This is a genomic window from Siminovitchia fordii DSM 16014 = CIP 108821 (assembly GCF_000374565.1).
Taxonomy (GTDB): Bacteria; Bacillota; Bacilli; order Bacillales; family Bacillaceae_C; genus Siminovitchia; species Siminovitchia fordii.
Genome location: NZ_KB894694.1, coordinates 54,884 through 70,613, shown reverse-complemented (window position 1 = coordinate 70,613; position 15,730 = coordinate 54,884). Strand labels below are relative to the sequence as shown.

Genomic DNA, 15,730 nt, shown 5'->3' with positions numbered 1-15,730 from the left:
CAAGATGAATATGTTAAAAATAGGAGAGAAAACTTTTCAATCAAGACTGTTGCTTGGAACGGGCAAGTATCCGTCTTTTCAAATCCAAAAGGAAGCGGTTCGTGTATCGGAAGCTGAAATACTTACCTTTGCAGTAAGGAGGATGAATGTGTTTGAGCCCTCTCAGCCGAATTTCCTGGAGATGCTGGATTTATCAAAATACACCCTGCTCCCCAATACGGCTGGGGCAAAAACTGCCGAGGAAGCTGTCAGAACGGCAAAGCTGGCAAAGGCTTCAGGATTATGTGACATGGTAAAGGTGGAAATCATTGGTTGTGACCGTTCGCTGCTGCCGGATCCGGTTGAAACGCTAAGAGCTTCGGAATTGTTGTTGGAGGAAGGTTTTACAGTGCTTGCGTATACATCGGATGATGTGGTATTGGCCCGAAGGCTGGAGGAGCTTGGTGTCCATGCCGTCATGCCGGGTGCATCGCCGATCGGTTCAGGAAAGGGGATTTTAAACCCGCTGAATTTAAAATTCATCATTGAACAATCGAAGGTGCCTGTCATTATCGATGCGGGAATTGGTTCCCCAAAAGACGCGGCATTCGCCATGGAACTTGGAGCAGACGCAGTGCTGTTGAACACAGCGGTTTCGGGTGCAAAGGACCCTGTAAAAATGGCCGAGGCAATGAAGCTTGCAATTGAAGCCGGTCGCCTGGGGTATGAGGCAGGGCGCATTGAAGAAAGGGATTATGCTGTGGCAAGCAGTCCTATGGAAGGATTGCTTTCAACTTGATCGAACGATATTCGCGGCAGGAATTGTTTGACCCCATAGGGGAAGATGGTCAAAAAAAAATAGGTCAGGCCCATGTTTTGATTATCGGGGCAGGGGCGCTAGGATCTGCAAGCGCAGAAATGTTTGCACGCTCCGGTGTCGGAAAGCTGACGATTGTGGACCGGGACATTTTGGATTGGAGCAATTTGCAGAGGCAGCAGCTTTATACAGAGAAGGATGTAAGGGATCAGCTTCCTAAGGCGGTTGCAGCTAAACGTCGACTAGGCGAACTGAATAGTATGATAGAAGTTGAAACTTTTACAGCTGATGTTACACAGGAAAACGCAGAAGAGCTGGCAAAAGGAAAAACTCTTATTGTGGATGCGACAGATAATATTGAAACAAGGCTTTTAATGAATGATGCTGCATTAAAAACAAGTACCCCATTTTTGATGGGGGCAGTTGTGGCCAGTTATGGGTTGACGTATTGCATTGGGATAGGGAACCATCCGTGTCTCCATTGCCTGCTTGACACATTGCCGCCCCAAACGTTGACCTGCGACACGGCAGGCGTCATCAGCCCGATCATCCAGGTCGTTGCTGCCCACCAAGTAACAAATGCTTTCAAGTATATTGTCGGAGAAGAAGTTGATCACAGGCTGAAGTCCTTTGATCTATGGACAGGTGAACAGGCGGCGATTGATGTGACGACCCTTCGCCGTCATAATTGCCCCAGTTGTTCTGAGAAAGCGGAGTATCCTTTCTTATCGAGGGAAAACCAGACAAAAACAGCTGTTTTGTGTGGGCGGGACACAGTGCAGCTTACATTATCACGTTATAGAGGTGTGGAACTTAGATCGATTGCTGAGTCCATTCGCCCGATAGTGAGCGATCTAATTTCCAATATGCATTTGGTTGCCTGCCATTTTGATGGTCATCGAATTGTATTATTTCGGGATGGCCGCATGCTGGTGCATGGCACGAAGGATATTGTCGAAGCAAAAACTGTTGCGGCAAAGCTGTTGGGATGAAAAGTCTAAAATGTAAAACAGGAGGTGCGTAAGTACCTCCTTGCTTAATTTAATTTAGGAATAATGCCATCAATATGATATCTTCATAACTCCCATCGTCATTTTTTATTGCTCTTCTTTGTATCCCCTCTTCAACAAATCCAAAGCTCGTATATAGATGGATAGCACCTTTGTTATTGGAAAAAACTTCAAGGGAAATTCTTTCAATCAAAGGGTTGTTTTCAGCCCATCGTATAAGGCATTTAAGTAAAGCTTTGCCGACTCCCTGATTGCGAAACTCTTTTTTTACACTCATTCCGAAAGAGCCTTGGTGTTCATTTCGTTTTTTGTGACCACAGTGAAAGTCTAGAAACCCAATAATTTCCCCTTCATGATCTGCAAGAAGGGCTAACCTTCCTTCGTTTTTATAGATTTCCTGCAAGAACTGTTTTGTTTTTCAGTTGTTATCTTAAATTCGGCCGAAGAAGTCAGTAAATAGGGTGCCTCTACTAAAATGTTTTTTGTGAAATGTATCGATTGATCAGCATCTTTGGGTAAAGCTGTTCTTACTTCGAACTTTTCACCGTTTAACATGTTATATACATTTGGTTGTATCTTTTCCATGGTCTCGCCTCCCTATTAGTCAGGTTAGGAACCATCCAGTCTGTGCATCCTGAAAAGAGCACCTACGCTTTTCTTTTTCTTTTAACTCGTCAGGAATCGTCCATGTCTAGCTACAACGCTTAGCCCCTCGAGGTCATAAGCCTATTCCCTGTGGTGGCTGAAAAGCTACCTCCTCGGGAATCGACTTATGCTTGTCGGGGTTAAACAAGGCGTTTTCGCATTTCTGCTTATCTGTACGTCGCTAAACGAACACTTCCGCTTTTCTTATTGTCCAGTTCCAGCGCCTATCGACTAGTGTGCTTCCTTCAACTCGTTTACGATAAGTCGAGAACGAAAGACTATCGTCTTTCGACTCTCCTTTATCTCACTCGTTTCAGTCCAGCACATACGTCGATGTACAGGCGCTTCCGCTTTTCTACTGTACAGCTCCGGTCGGCAGGGGCTCGAGGTCGCCTCGGTCAAGCCAATGAAGTTAAAGGACGACTTCACTTACTTGCCCTCCGACGGACAGGATGTCCTAGTGCATACGGCGCCACAGGACGTGGCGACTTAAGGCGGCCAGCGCTTGTCGCCCCTAAGCAGCCGCCCTCCGCTTTTATTGTAACAAATTCTTTACATTGGTTTTGTTTACTTTTTAATATATCTTCATTAGTATTATTTAAGGATAAAATAATGTCGAAAAGATATAAGAAAAGCGCAAGGCGAATTGCTGGGAGGCAGTTCTTCAGCCACCACAGCAATTTGACTTGTGACCTCGAGCTGACGGCGCCTGGTCGCCTCAGGACGCCACATCCTGTGGCTTCGGTGGCACTAGAACCACCTGTCCGTCGGAGCTAGACAGAATGTATTTTTGTTTAAAAAGAATACTTGGTCAATCTTATTTTTCTAACTATTGAATAAAGGGCTGAAGAAATGGACTTGCAAACATTGCTTTTCATGTTTTTTGGAGGACTGGGAATTTTCCTATACGGGATTAAAACGATGGGCGACGGACTCCAGAAAGTGGCTGGCGACGGGCTTCGGGATTTGCTTGACAGATTTACTACAAGGCCGATCCTAGGCGTTCTAACCGGTATTGTTGTTACTGGCCTCATCCAATCTAGTTCCGGAACGACGGTCTTGACAATCGGACTGGTCACAGCAGGCTTTATGACCTTGAGGCAGGCAATTGGGGTCATAATGGGCGCCAATATTGGTACGACAGTCACAGCTTTTATTATCGGAATCAATATTTCTGACTATGCCTTGCCGATTATTGCAATTGGTGCATTCTTGATTTTCTTTTTCAAAAATCATAAAATCAATAATTTTGGTACTGTGTTTTTTGGATTCGGCGCCTTGTTTTTCGGTTTAAGCCTAATGGGCGATGCGATGAAGCCGCTCCGTGGAGCACAATTTTTCACTGACTTAACAGTAAGTCTTAGTGATCATCCACTCCTTGGAGTCCTAGTAGGTGTTCTTTTTACTGTCATTGTTCAAAGTTCATCTGCATCTATTGCACTTCTCCAAACACTTTTTGATCAAGGTACCATTACCCTGCAAGCAGCCTTGCCAATTTTGTTCGGTGATAATATCGGAACAACGATTACAGCCATTTTGGCATCCATAGGTGCTTCGGTTGCAGCAAAGCGGGCTGCATTAACTCATGTCATGTTTAATGTTATTGGCACAATCCTTGTGTTGATCTTGTTTATTCCATTTACTCATCTTGTCGAATATATGCAGGCAACATTTGCTTTGAATCCAAAGATGACGATTGCATTTGCCCACGGAACATTTAATGTGTCAAATACGATTATTCAATTCCCTTTCATTGCTGTCTTGGCTTGGATTGTGACTAAGCTTGTACCTGGTGAGGACAAGATGATTGAACATAAACCAGTTCATTTGGGTGAGAAATTTATCCGCCAATCTCCATCCATTGCGCTTGGGCAGGGTAAAAAAGAAGTTCTTCGTATGGGTGAGCTGGCAGAACAGGGGCTAAAAGAAGTAAGCGGTTTTTATAAAACAAGAGAAAAGAAACACCGGGAGCTGCTTCCACAAATTGAAGATGCCCTGAACAACTTGGATAAGGTGATTACCGATTATTTGGTTCAAATTTCATATCATTCCTTATCAGACCAGGACTTAAAAACCCACAGTTCACTCTTGAACACAGTGATGGATTTGGAACGAATCGGAGATCATATAGAAAATATCATGGAACTTGTTGACAGTCAGATCCAGAATAAAGTAAAGTTTTCTGAATCGGCCATCCACGATTTGGACAGGATGTTTGAGTTGACTTCTTCGACTCTGCATCAGGCACTTGAGTCTTTGCAGGAAGATAATGAATCTAAAGCGGGGGCGGTGCTGGCCAATGAAAGGCTGATCAATAGAATGGAGCGGGATCTCCGTAAAAAGCATATCCAGCGGCTCAATGACAATAAGTGTACCGGTACGGCCGGAATCGTTTATGTGGATATTGTCAGCAACCTTGAGCGCATCGGTGACCATGCGGTAAACATCGCACAGGCTGTCATTGGGGATGTTTAAATATAAAGCGGCAGACAGGGGACGATCCTGTCTGCCGCTTTTAACGCTCTTTATTTTTCTGATCCTCGTATCGTTCATTTCTTTCGCCGCCATCCGCGAGCTCTTCGGAAAATTCGATGTTCTCCTTGTTGTTTCTCATGGAAAATTCGATATCGGCACTTGTCATATTATTATTGGGTGCTGCTTCTTTATTCCACTTTCTCATCTATTTCATCCTTTCCAGCTCTTAATCCTCTGATTCTGTTTCTGCATCATTCTGCTGAATGGCGGATATAAATCCATACCCTGTAGGACTCCATTCTAATACTTCTTCCTTTGATTTTCTTTTAAGATTCAACTTGGAAAGGCTGCGAAGCTGCTCCTGTTCATCTCTTTTCATCGGGGGCTCTCCTTTTAAAGATATATCGTGTAATATATTATCCCCGTTGTTATAAAAAATATCGGAAATTATTCAGGACGGACCAGGCTGTACAGCTTTCCCAATTCTGCATAGTCGCTTCCTGCAAGCCGAGCAACAGGGCGTAAAGCTTCAGTGAGAACATAGCCTTTTTGAAGGTCATATACTCTTTCGTCCATATGTACGAATATAACGCGAGCCATGAGAAAATCAGCAACGGTCTTTCCTTGGTCATTTTTAATTTCGTGATGATGTTCAAGGCGGCACTCAAAGCGCACCTTTGCTTCCAAAATTCCGGGGACGCTCACATGTGTACTCTCTACAATATTAAGTCCAGTCAGTTCCAATTCGCTAATCGCTGCAGGAAGCAAAGCAGCTGTTTCGTTTATATCTTCAATGATATCTTCCGTACTTATATGTACAACAAGCTCACCATTTTCAATGGCATTTCTCGCCGTGTCTTTCATCGCATTGCCTTTTTTTCTTCCGATGGAAAGTGAAATAAGAGGAGGGTCGCTGCTGACGATATTGAAAAAGCTGAATGGTGCTGCGTTAACAGCGCCATTTACGGTGGAAGAAGTGGTGACAAACGCGATGGGCCGCGGAACGATGGTCCCCGATAACAGCTTGTACATTTCTTTTCCCTTAAGCTCATTTGGATCAAGAGTGATCATAAAATACCGCCTTTCTTGGAATATTCCGATCAGTTTTTATTTCATTGTACACAAGCTTTGCTGAAAAGTTAATATTTATCTTTTGTCCGGACAGCTGTCATCTAGTATTCTGAGTATATATACTTTTCCATTGAAAGCGGTGTTGATCATGGAAGAAATATTTTCAAAAGAGCGTTTGCTGAAGGAGTTGAATAATTGTCCTTCATATGAAGGGATTGATCCAGTAGAATTAGCCGAAAAGCTGGATAAGCTTGCGCGAATCGGAAGAACAGAGGATGGAGGGGTATCCCGCTTTCCTTATACTGATGAAGAGAGTCAGGCTAAGCAGCTGTTCAGCGAATGGATGACAGAAATCGGCCTTACGGTAAAAGAAGATGCGATTGGAAATCTGTTCGGAAGGATTGAGGGAGAAAATCCTGACCTTCCTGCGGTTTTGACAGGCTCTCATTTGGACAGCGTCCCAAATGGCGGAGCTTTTGACGGCCCACTCGGATGTATCAGCAGCCTTCTTGCCATCAAGGCGCTTATCCAGTCCGGTCTCCTGTTGAAAAGGTCCGTTGAACTCGTGGTGTTTGTCGACGAAGAAGGGGCAAGATTTAATAACAGTCTGTTTGGGAGCAGGGTATTGATGGGAGAATTAAAAAAGGAAGATCTGATGAAGTTTAAGGACAAAAACGGAAAAGTGTTGTATCAAGCGATGAAAGAATACGGCTTCGACCCTGAAAATATCTCATCCGCTTATAGAGACCCAAAGGAAATACATGCCTTTTTGGAACTGCATATTGAGCAGGGAAAAAAGCTGGAGGCAGAAGGGAAAAATATCGGTGTCGTAAACGGGATTGCCGGTCCTGTCTGGACTTCCTTTACCTTCTATGGTGAAACGGACCATGCTGGTAACACCCCCATGGAATACAGGAAAGATACGGTGGCTGCAGCCGGTGAATTTATCCTGGCAGTTGAAAAAATGCCAAGAAAATTTAGCGAAACAGCTGTAGCGACTGTCGGGAAAATGAATATTTTTCCCAATGGAACGAATGTTATTGCCGGTAAAACCGAAGTGATGGTGGATGCAAGGGATATTGATGAAAGTGCAAGGGATCAAATGCTTGATGTTATGAAAGTCTCGGCTGAAGAGATCGCGCAAAAACGAGGGCTGAAAATTAAAGTGAAAGAAGAAGTCAAAATCCCGCCTGTTGTTGTTCCGGATACAATTCAGGAAGCTGTCCGTGCTGCTGCTGAAAAAAATGGATTAACGGCAATCAGTATTCCAAGCGGAGCGGGCCATGATGCGATGGTTATGGGAAAATACGTACCTTCCGGTATGATTTTTGTTCCAAGCCATAAGGGAAAAAGCCATTCCCCTGAAGAGTGGACATCCCTTACGGACTGCGTAAACGGGGTACAGGTGATGAAAGAGGCTTTAAGACGGCTGGCCAATCATTAAGAGGGCGCAAATTGCGCCCTCTTAAGTAATTTACTAAATACTCTCTTCTAATGCTTGTTTTATGTTATCCCCTGTAATATTCCAATGGGATGTATTCCATACAGCTTTACCATCATTCAATAGGAAAATTTGCGGAGACTCATGTTTAATATCCAAATCCTCCGCTACCTGGTTTGACACCGGACGGCTTTCGCTTACAATCAGATAGTACTTGTCCAGGTCAGTTGCAAATTCCTGGTATTCTTTATAGGCATTGGCGCTGACAGGGCAAGTTGTACTATGTTTGAATAAAAGTACAGGTTTCTCGTTTGAATCCTGCATAAGGGCTTTCCACTCTGATTCAGATGTAATCTGTTTTAATTCTGACATGATGGTCATCCTTTCTTTATCCTAAGTTTTGTAGAGGTTTCTTTACGATAGTTTTGGCACCATGTTTCTGTTCTTTGGTATGGCAGCTAGATGCCCAGCGACAAGGACAAGCCATCTAAAGACACAAGCCTGCAAGGAAGCGGTATCCGAAAACGTCAGCTTATTTGAGCATCTTATGCAACATCATAGGAGTAAAACTGCTCAAAAGTTGATTCAAGGATGTAGCGGCCCTGCTAGTGGTTAGAGTGCTGCTTCCTCGGGAATCGTTTTAGATGCCCGCTTTTCTGCTAAGCCTGTACGTCGCTAAATGAGCATTCCTCTTTTCTTATTATCCCAAAAATCTCTCCATCATTCACCTATATTGCCTTTATCAGATCCATTGGGAACATTTGCAGGCTGTATATTATTTTTATAAAAAGCAGAGACGATTAAATGGCGGAGTTTATCTTCCAGCTTTTCTTTAGTCTCGGTGTTTGCAACTGGGATTTCAATGGAGAATATCAAAGTCGACTCTTGTATGTCAGTTAGTCGGATGGATGGCGGAAGGTCTGACAAAACGCCTTTTTCTCCTTCAATCCCTCGGTTAGCTGTTTCTTGTAACAAACCTTCCACTTTTCTCGTATCCGTCCCATAAGCCACACTGACAGTAATATTCGTATAAAGTTTTTCGTCCGCCATATTTTTAATCATGTTTTCAATGAGATACTGGTTCGGAATGATAAGCGTTCCTTCTTTGTACATCCTTAAGGACGTAGATCTCAATTTTATTTTGGTCACCACTCCTGTCTGGCCGTCGACTTCGATCACTTCCCCGACTTCCAATGGTTTTTCAAATAAAATGATCAGTCCCGAAATAAAATTTGCTGCCACATTTCGCAATCCGAACCCGACACCGATTCCCAGTGTACTGAATGCTACGGCAATGGCTTTCCAATTAAATCCGACAATGGCGAAGCTCACCATAACCGCTATCATCATCACGGTGTAATAAATAAGCCGGTTGATTGTATATCCTGAACCGGCATCTACATGAAACCTTTTATAAGCTAGTGGCATGATGTGAGCATTGAATAATTTGACCATGCGGTTTGCAAATGTGATAAGCATGAAGGCTACCAAGATCAGGAAAAGAGAAACATCAATCCCTTTTACTCTATAAATAGGAGTAAACAGCCATTTTTCTTTTGAAAAATAAAAAATGAATAAAAGAATGGATCCGTAAAAAGAGAGCCAATTAAGAATGGCTTCCATTATTGGAATAAAACTATGCTTGGTTCTGTCCGAATGATAAACCCTTTTTAAAATGAACAGGGCAGTCCATTTTATTGCAAAAATCACCAAAACATATACGAAAAAAAAAGCAATATCTATGAGTGATAAATTTTTCAGGTAATCGAGTCCATGAATGGTCTGATTGTCCCCCAATGAATGATTCCTCCCGATACAATTAATCCTTTCATCCTTTCCCTGTTTTAAAAAGGTCAAACTGCGGGTTTCTAATGAATTATGAATGAGTCAGAAAATATGGTAAAATGGGTGGGATATACTTTAAAATAACAGCTATAAAAACATATAAAAGCAGACGGAAAGAAGGGTTTATTGCAATTTGGCACTTTTACAGAAGAACCAAGTAGCAGAAATGTTCCATCCGAACATATACAGGCGGGGCAGGGAATATTATTTCCAGGGTCGGGTCGGTAAATTGAATTTTGATCATAATAGCGGTATTTGCCGTACTTATGTAGAAGGGACCCATTCCTATCTGGTGGAAGTGAATGTAAGCAAGCTTCCGGAGAATGTTCCGGTATATTGCGATTGCCCGTCGTTCGAAGCATATTACGAGTGCAAACATATTGTAGCGGCCATGCTTGAGATCTGCGAAAAACAAGAGGAATTGATGCAGATAAAGGGCAGCTCGTATGGTGGAAAATATCACGCCGCTGCAGATTTAATCCAATTACTTGATGAGGATACTTCTGCAAGGAGTATCGTTCCAACTTTTGGAAGAAAGCCATTAAAAATTGAGTATCATTGTGATTTTTCCAATCCGCAGGCTCTTTTCGTAGAAGTGAAGGCAGGCGTGGAACATGCGTATGTTGTCCGCGATGTAGCAGAGTTTATTGAGAATATTAAGGGCGGGAACGAACACCCATTCACCAAAAAGTTCACTTACATTCCGGAAGAGCATGAAATAGATTCTGCGGACACTAATATTTTAGATGAGCTGTACATGATCATCGAAAATGAAAAGCTATATACCGAAGGCATCAAGTCTTACTTTATGAACCCGTCTATCTACTCGACTGCACGGTCTATAATGATTCCTCCGCTGTTTGCCCGCTCATTATTGGAAAGGTTACAGGACAGACACGTGATTGGAAAATTGGGCTCCAGGACCTTTGACGGAATTCGGATCACTGAGAGAGAATTTCCATTCCAATATGAACTGGGGAAAAATGGGGATCATGACCTTGAACTGGTACTGCCCGATATTGAGAACGCTGTTTATATGGGGCCATATAATCTGGTCTTTTTAAATGGTGAAATTTATTTTCCGCCGTCTGACCTTCTTCCTTTCATTGAAAAAATCTTAAAGATTCAAACAAAAAACAGTAAAATTTCCATTGCCGGGGATCAAGCTGGTGCTTTTGTGTCCGAAGTTTTGCCGCGATTGGAAAAGTTGGGTACTGTACGGGTTGCGGAAAAGGTGAAAGAACAGATTATCCAGGTTCCACTGACAGCAAAAGCCTATATCGATCTCGAAGAGGATACAATCAAGGCAAAGCTTGAGTACGATTACGGCGGTATAACCGTAGATCCATTTTATCAGCATGAAGAGTCGGAGAAAATTTTAATCAGAGATGTTGAAAAAGAGAAAGAAATCATGAACATCATCGAAAATGCAGGAATGAAATATAACGGAAAAGAACTGCATCTCCAGTTGGATGAGGAAGAACTCTATGATTTTCTGTTTTCTATATTGCCTGCGCTTGGAGAACGGTGCGAGTTATTTCTGACGAACAGCATCCGTCGGATTGTTTCTTTAGAGCAGCCAATTCCTAAAACGAACATTACCACTGAAGAATCGGCGGGATTGCTGGAAATCAGCTTCCAGCTTGATGGGATTGATGATGAAGAGATCGCTGATATTATGAGAACCGCGATTGAAAAAAAGCGTTTTTATAGGATGAGAAACGGTACTTTTTTATCGCTTGAGACGGATGAATTTCAATCCCTGCAGGAACTCTTTACGGACCTGCGGGTCAGCAGGGAGGAATTAGAAGAGGGGAGCATCCATGTTCCCATATATCGTGGTGTCCAAATAGACGATTCTTTGCGAACGAAAAAACAGTATGATCCTGCCTTTAAGAGGCTGCTTGATCATTTGAAAAAACCTGAAGAGCAAATTTTACCATTGCCTGAAGGGCTGAAGGCTTCTATGAGGGAATACCAAAAGACCGGATACCAATGGTTTCGTTCTTTATCCAAGTATCATCTTGGAGGGATTTTGGCAGATGACATGGGTTTGGGGAAAACATTGCAAAGTATCGCCTATCTTTTATCCGAACAGGAAGGTAACCGTCATTTGATTGTTGCTCCGGCGTCATTGATCTACAACTGGCAGAGTGAATGGAACAAGTTTGCTCCGTCAGTCAGTACAGTCGTTGTTGCTGGTACGCGGGAGGAAAGGGAGAAAGTGTTGGAAGCGGCTAAGGCTGATGTTTATATCACGTCCTACTCCACGCTTAGACAGGACATCGATTTATATATAAAAGAACAGTTTCACACGCTTATTCTGGATGAAGCACAGTTTATCAAAAATTACACGACGAAGTCTGCTGCAGCCGTAAGAAGTATACGAGCAACGCGGAAATTTGCATTGAGCGGAACGCCTATTGAGAATTCAGTCGATGAGTTGTGGGGAATTTTTCAGGCAATTATGCCGGGTTTATTCCCTGGGCTGAAAGATTTTAAAAAGCTGGACCCTAAAAAAATTTCCCAAATCATCAGGCCGTTTATTTTACGCAGGCTTAAAACGGATGTATTAAAGGAGCTTCCGGAAAAAATCGAATCCACTCATATTACTGAGCTGTCCAAGGAGCAGAAGGAGCTGTATGTGGGCTATTTGCAACGGATTCAAGAAGAAACCGCAGCTTCCTTAAAGGGAGAGGGATTCCAAAAAAGCCGGATGAAAATCCTGGCAGGCATTACCCGCCTACGCCAGCTTTGCTGCCATCCATCGCTTTTCCTGGAAAATTACGAAGGAAAATCGGGTAAGCTGGAACAGTTGATGGAAACGGTCGATGCCTCCATGGAGAATGGGAAAAAACTTCTTATTTTTTCCCAGTTTACAAGCATGCTGGACATCATTCAAAGAGAGCTGGTTAAAGCCGGTTACCCCCATTTTTATTTGAACGGGCAGACACCTTCACAGGAGCGGTTGAGAATGAGTGAGCATTTCAACAATGGGGAGAAATCCATTTTTCTCATTTCCCTAAAGGCGGGAGGGACCGGTTTGAATCTCACGGCGGCCGATACGGTCATTCTTTACGATTTATGGTGGAATCCTGCTGTGGAAGATCAAGCTGCAGGAAGGGCACACCGTTTTGGACAGAAAAACGTCGTTCAGGTGATCAGGCTCATAACAAAAGGTACGATTGAAGAGAAGATTTATCAATTACAGCAGAAGAAACGGGAATTAATTGAGCAGGTCATCCAACCGGGAGAGACGATGCTCTCCAGTCTGACAGAAGAAGATATTAAAGAAATATTAAGCATATGAGTCGAATAAAAACAGCTATCATGACGATGGCTGTTTTTTATATAAACTGTAAGCAAGAGTTTTACGTACTCTTGCTTACAGTCCATTCCCCTGAATGCTTTATGTCTAACCAATTGTCTTGACAACCTTGCCATCCTGATCCTTAATCTCGCTTTTTACAATTTGGAGGATCAATTTTTTAAAACTATTTAAATTATGTTTGCTTTCATATGGAACAAGTACTTCTTCCAATTCACCCATACATTGATCATTGATACCTATTGTGATTTTATTTGCTTCCTCGGCCTTTATTTCTGACTGTTCAGCTTGAGTGAAGGTGATGGATAAATCTGCTCCAATTAATGTTAAATCTCGCTTTTTAGAAATTCTCCCCTTTAATATTTTCGCCAATAATGGGGCATCTTTTGCACCGACTGTCAGCTTTTAAGAAGAGATTTCTTTTGTAACCATTGCAAGTTGTCCAAAAATAGAAATCCTGTATTCGAACCGTCCTGCTCCATCCCTTTCTCTAAGGCTTCTTTCATCATCGGCTCATCCATAAAAGTTTGCCTCTGAAGATCGGTTATGTACAAAGGGAGGTGCGGTGAAGCTGCTTGCAAGAGACTTAGTGTATTCCACATTTGCATGGCCTCTAACTCATCAAGCGTAATTCCTACAACCTGAAGAAACTCAACACTGCCATTTTCTGTTTCAATTGGCGGAAGCTCAGGGTCTTGAATAAAAGCAATCGATTGGATTAGCGTATCTGTTTCTAATGCAATAGGGCCGTTCGCATTTAAGTAATCGCCTTCTCTGAAAAGATTTCCGCTGGAAAATACGTAGCGTCCCAGGTTTTGTAAAAAGTTTAAACTCCAAGCTGGCGGTTCTTCTTCTTCTGGATCTTTTTTTAATCGAAAGGTCAATTCAAATCCATACCCGCTATATTCAGAGTCTTTGTTTTCATTTTCGTATAAATCCGAAAAACCATACGTGACTAAATGCCAGTGAGGGAATGGCTCTTGGCTGACATATGCACTAATGCCTTCAAGAGGGTCTGGCCCGCCTAATGCGTAAGAGATAAGAGTCCCATAATGTTTCGGCTCCTGTTTTCCATATAATCGCTCCATCTCGTTATCAATCGCTTCCCAGCCAACTGACCGAACTTCTTCACTCATGTGCTCATCTCCTCCATGCCTTTTCGGAACCATTTAGTAAATTTACTAAATTTCAGGGTTCATTCACAGGCCGTTCCTTTGGCTATTATAACCTTTTTATGGAAAGTCTTTGAACCTTTTTAAACGGTCTCTTACAAGGATGTTTAAACATCTGTAATGAGAATCGGTCTCAATTTTCAATTGCTTAATAGAGTCGATGAGAAGCTCTTTTTTAACAAGAGAAAAATAAAGGAAATATTAAGCAGCAAGATGAATATATTTACTATAGCGTTTATTTCGGTTTGGTCATTAGAAAATCATACCATCTACTAAATAATAATTATTATTACTTGAAAACAATTATTGACCATGTTATTATGTATCTACATTAAAATTATTATAAATAAGGCGGGGATGAAATTGGCAAATAACAAAGACAAATTAACGACTAGCTGGGGTGCTCCGGTAGGTGATAATCAAAATTCAATGACAGCAGGATCACGAGGTCCAACACTTATTCAGGATGTTCATCTTTTGGAAAAGCTAGCGCACTTCAACAGGGAGCGGGTCCCAGAGCGGGTTGTTCATGCCAAAGGTGCGGGCGCACACGGCTATTTTGAAGTGACGAATGATGTGACCAAATATACTAAAGCCAAGTTCTTATCCGAAGTAGGCAAACGCACGCCGACATTTGTTCGATTTTCCACAGTAGCGGGAGAACTGGGATCTGCAGATACAGTCAGGGATCCACGAGGATTTGCAGTGAAGTTTTACACTGAAGACGGAAACTATGATTTGGTCGGTAATAATACACCTGTTTTCTTCATTCGAGATGCAATTAAATTCCCTGACTTTATTCATACACAAAAGAGAGATCCGCAGACTCACTTGAAAAATCCGAATGCAGTGTGGGATTTCTGGTCACTGTCACCTGAATCGCTTCATCAGGTTACCATCTTAATGTCTGACAGGGGAATACCGGCAACATTTCGTCACATGCATGGTTTCGGAAGCCACACCTTCAAGTGGACAAATGCGGAAGGTGAGAGTGTCTGGGTTAAATATCACTTTAAAACAGACCAAGGGATCAAAAACCTGGATGTGAATCTTGCAGCAAAACTGGCAGGGGAAAATCCTGATTATCATACAGAAGATCTGTTCAATGCCATTAAAAATGGCGATTATCCATCGTGGACATTGTATGTTCAAATCATGCCGATTGAAGATGCCGATACTTACCGGTTTGATCCATTTGATGTTACTAAAGTGTGGTCGCAAAAAGATTATCCACTTATAGAAGTTGGACGGATGGTATTGAATCGTAATCCGGAAAACTACTTCGCGGAAGTAGAGCAGGCGACATTCTCACCTGGAACGCTCGTACCTGGAATTGATGTTTCACCTGATAAAATGTTACAGGGTCGCTTGTTTGCCTACCATGATGCCCATCGTTACCGTGTAGGTGCAAACCATCAGATGCTTCCGATAAACCGTCCGCGGAATGAAGTGAAAAATTATCAGCGTGACGGAGCGATGCGCTTTGACAATAATGGCGGAGGTTCTGTTTACTACGAGCCGAACAGCTATGGGGGACCGATGGAATCACCGGCAGACAGACCGGCTCCGTATACTGTTTCGGGAGAAGCGGCAAGTGTGGGCTATGACCACAACGACCATTACACACAGGCAGGGGATTTGTACCGCTTAATGAGTAAAGAAGAACGTGAACGCCTAATTGCCAATATTGTGGCTGCAATGAAACCTGTGGAAAAAGATGAAATCAAGCTTCGCCAGATCGGCCACTTCTACAAAGCTGATCCGGAGTATGGAACAAAAGTCGCTGAAGGACTTGGATTGAAAGTTCCAGCGGATGAAGTGAAGTCTTAATGGATAACGAAGAGAGCTGCGGGTATGAACTGCAGCTCTCTTTTTTATACAAAAAATTGAACAGCAATCCCTCTTCTATACTAATGATAACGATAGAGGCATAGGATGGAATGAGGG

The 15,730-nt window shown here is 42.7% G+C and carries 13 protein-coding genes and 1 pseudogene; 6 read left to right on the top strand and 8 right to left on the bottom strand.

The features are described from left to right. Positions 1–4: 4 nt before the first annotated feature. Complete coding sequence (locus C509_RS0114045; protein WP_018707558.1) at positions 5–778, top strand: thiazole synthase; 774 nt, start codon at positions 5–7, stop codon at positions 776–778. Continuing rightward, complete coding sequence (locus C509_RS0114040) at positions 775–1,788, top strand: ThiF family adenylyltransferase (RefSeq protein WP_018707557.1); 1,014 nt, start codon at positions 775–777, stop codon at positions 1,786–1,788. Before C509_RS0114045 ends, C509_RS0114040 begins: the two co-directional genes overlap by 4 nt. Positions 1,789–1,837: 49 nt before the next feature. On the opposite strand, the gene C509_RS24845 is transcribed toward C509_RS0114040, so the two are convergent. Next, positions 1,838–2,209: a GNAT family N-acetyltransferase gene (locus C509_RS24845; RefSeq protein ID WP_018707556.1), complete on the bottom strand. Its 372-nt coding sequence runs from the start codon at positions 2,207–2,209 to the stop codon at positions 1,838–1,840. Further along, positions 2,176–2,391, bottom strand: a complete 216-nt coding sequence (locus C509_RS27045; protein WP_018707555.1) for a hypothetical protein — start codon at positions 2,389–2,391, stop codon at positions 2,176–2,178. The genes C509_RS24845 and C509_RS27045 overlap by 34 nt, the downstream gene beginning before the upstream one ends. A 912-nt stretch (positions 2,392–3,303) precedes the next feature. Between C509_RS27045 and C509_RS0114030 the strand changes: the two genes are divergently transcribed. Further along, entirely contained in the window at positions 3,304–4,926 is a 1,623-nt protein-coding gene (locus C509_RS0114030) for a Na/Pi cotransporter family protein (RefSeq protein WP_018707554.1), read from the top strand. Between the two features lie 40 nt (positions 4,927–4,966). On the opposite strand, the gene C509_RS26520 is transcribed toward C509_RS0114030, so the two are convergent. The 3 genes from C509_RS26520 to C509_RS0114015 all read right to left on the bottom strand — a co-directional run bounded on the left by C509_RS26520 (position 4,967) and on the right by C509_RS0114015 (position 5,997). Next, positions 4,967–5,131 carry a hypothetical protein gene (locus C509_RS26520; RefSeq protein WP_018707553.1) on the bottom strand — a complete coding sequence of 55 codons (165 nt, stop codon included), beginning with the start codon at positions 5,129–5,131 and terminating at the stop codon, positions 4,967–4,969. 21 nt (positions 5,132–5,152) lie between these two features. Further along, the gene (locus tag C509_RS26160; protein ID WP_018707552.1) at positions 5,153–5,305 is read right to left on the bottom strand and encodes a hypothetical protein; all 153 of its coding nucleotides are present in this window, start codon (positions 5,303–5,305) and stop codon (positions 5,153–5,155) included. Between the two features lie 68 nt (positions 5,306–5,373). Next, on the bottom strand, positions 5,374–5,997 hold the full coding sequence (locus tag C509_RS0114015) for a flavin reductase family protein (RefSeq protein WP_018707551.1): 624 nt from the start codon (positions 5,995–5,997) through the stop codon (positions 5,374–5,376). Between the two features lie 148 nt (positions 5,998–6,145). On the opposite strand from C509_RS0114015, the gene C509_RS0114010 reads away from it, so the two are divergent. Beyond that, positions 6,146–7,441: a Zn-dependent hydrolase gene (locus C509_RS0114010; RefSeq protein WP_018707550.1), complete on the top strand. Its 1,296-nt coding sequence runs from the start codon at positions 6,146–6,148 to the stop codon at positions 7,439–7,441. A 33-nt stretch (positions 7,442–7,474) separates the two neighbouring features. Here C509_RS0114010 and ytxJ read toward each other — a convergent pair whose 3' ends face one another. Further along, positions 7,475–7,810 (bottom strand): bacillithiol system redox-active protein YtxJ, encoded by a 336-nt coding sequence (gene ytxJ / locus C509_RS0114005; RefSeq protein ID WP_018707549.1) that lies wholly within the window; start codon positions 7,808–7,810, stop codon positions 7,475–7,477. A 348-nt stretch (positions 7,811–8,158) separates the two neighbouring features. Further along, complete coding sequence (locus C509_RS0114000) at positions 8,159–9,235, bottom strand: mechanosensitive ion channel family protein (RefSeq protein ID WP_018707548.1); 1,077 nt, start codon at positions 9,233–9,235, stop codon at positions 8,159–8,161. 181 nt (positions 9,236–9,416) lie between these two features. On the opposite strand from C509_RS0114000, the gene C509_RS0113995 reads away from it, so the two are divergent. Continuing rightward, positions 9,417–12,593: an SNF2 helicase associated domain-containing protein gene (locus C509_RS0113995; protein WP_018707547.1), complete on the top strand. Its 3,177-nt coding sequence runs from the start codon at positions 9,417–9,419 to the stop codon at positions 12,591–12,593. A gap of 105 nt (positions 12,594–12,698) precedes the next feature. Here C509_RS0113995 and C509_RS24840 read toward each other — a convergent pair. Next, a pseudogene (locus tag C509_RS24840) lies at positions 12,699–13,747 on the bottom strand (suppressor of fused domain protein). 399 nt (positions 13,748–14,146) lie between these two features. Between C509_RS24840 and katA the strand changes: the two are divergent. Further along, on the top strand, positions 14,147–15,613 hold the full coding sequence (gene katA / locus C509_RS0113985) for a catalase KatA (protein ID WP_018707546.1): 1,467 nt from the start codon (positions 14,147–14,149) through the stop codon (positions 15,611–15,613). Positions 15,614–15,730: the final 117 nt, after the last annotated feature.

Coding starts and splice junctions, on each gene's coding strand:
- ytxJ (WP_018707549.1), bottom strand. CDS start 7,810: ATGTCAGAATTAAAACAGATTACATCTGAATCAGAGTGGAAAGCCCTT.
- C509_RS0114010 (WP_018707550.1), top strand. CDS start 6,146: ATGGAAGAAATATTTTCAAAAGAGCGTTTGCTGAAGGAGTTGAATAAT.
- C509_RS0114045 (WP_018707558.1), top strand. CDS start 5: ATGAATATGTTAAAAATAGGAGAGAAAACTTTTCAATCAAGACTGTTG.
- C509_RS27045 (WP_018707555.1), bottom strand. CDS start 2,391: ATGGAAAAGATACAACCAAATGTATATAACATGTTAAACGGTGAAAAG.
- C509_RS26160 (WP_018707552.1), bottom strand. CDS start 5,305: ATGAAAAGAGATGAACAGGAGCAGCTTCGCAGCCTTTCCAAGTTGAAT.
- C509_RS26520 (WP_018707553.1), bottom strand. CDS start 5,131: ATGAGAAAGTGGAATAAAGAAGCAGCACCCAATAATAATATGACAAGT.
- C509_RS0114030 (WP_018707554.1), top strand. CDS start 3,304: ATGGACTTGCAAACATTGCTTTTCATGTTTTTTGGAGGACTGGGAATT.
- C509_RS0114015 (WP_018707551.1), bottom strand. CDS start 5,997: ATGATCACTCTTGATCCAAATGAGCTTAAGGGAAAAGAAATGTACAAG.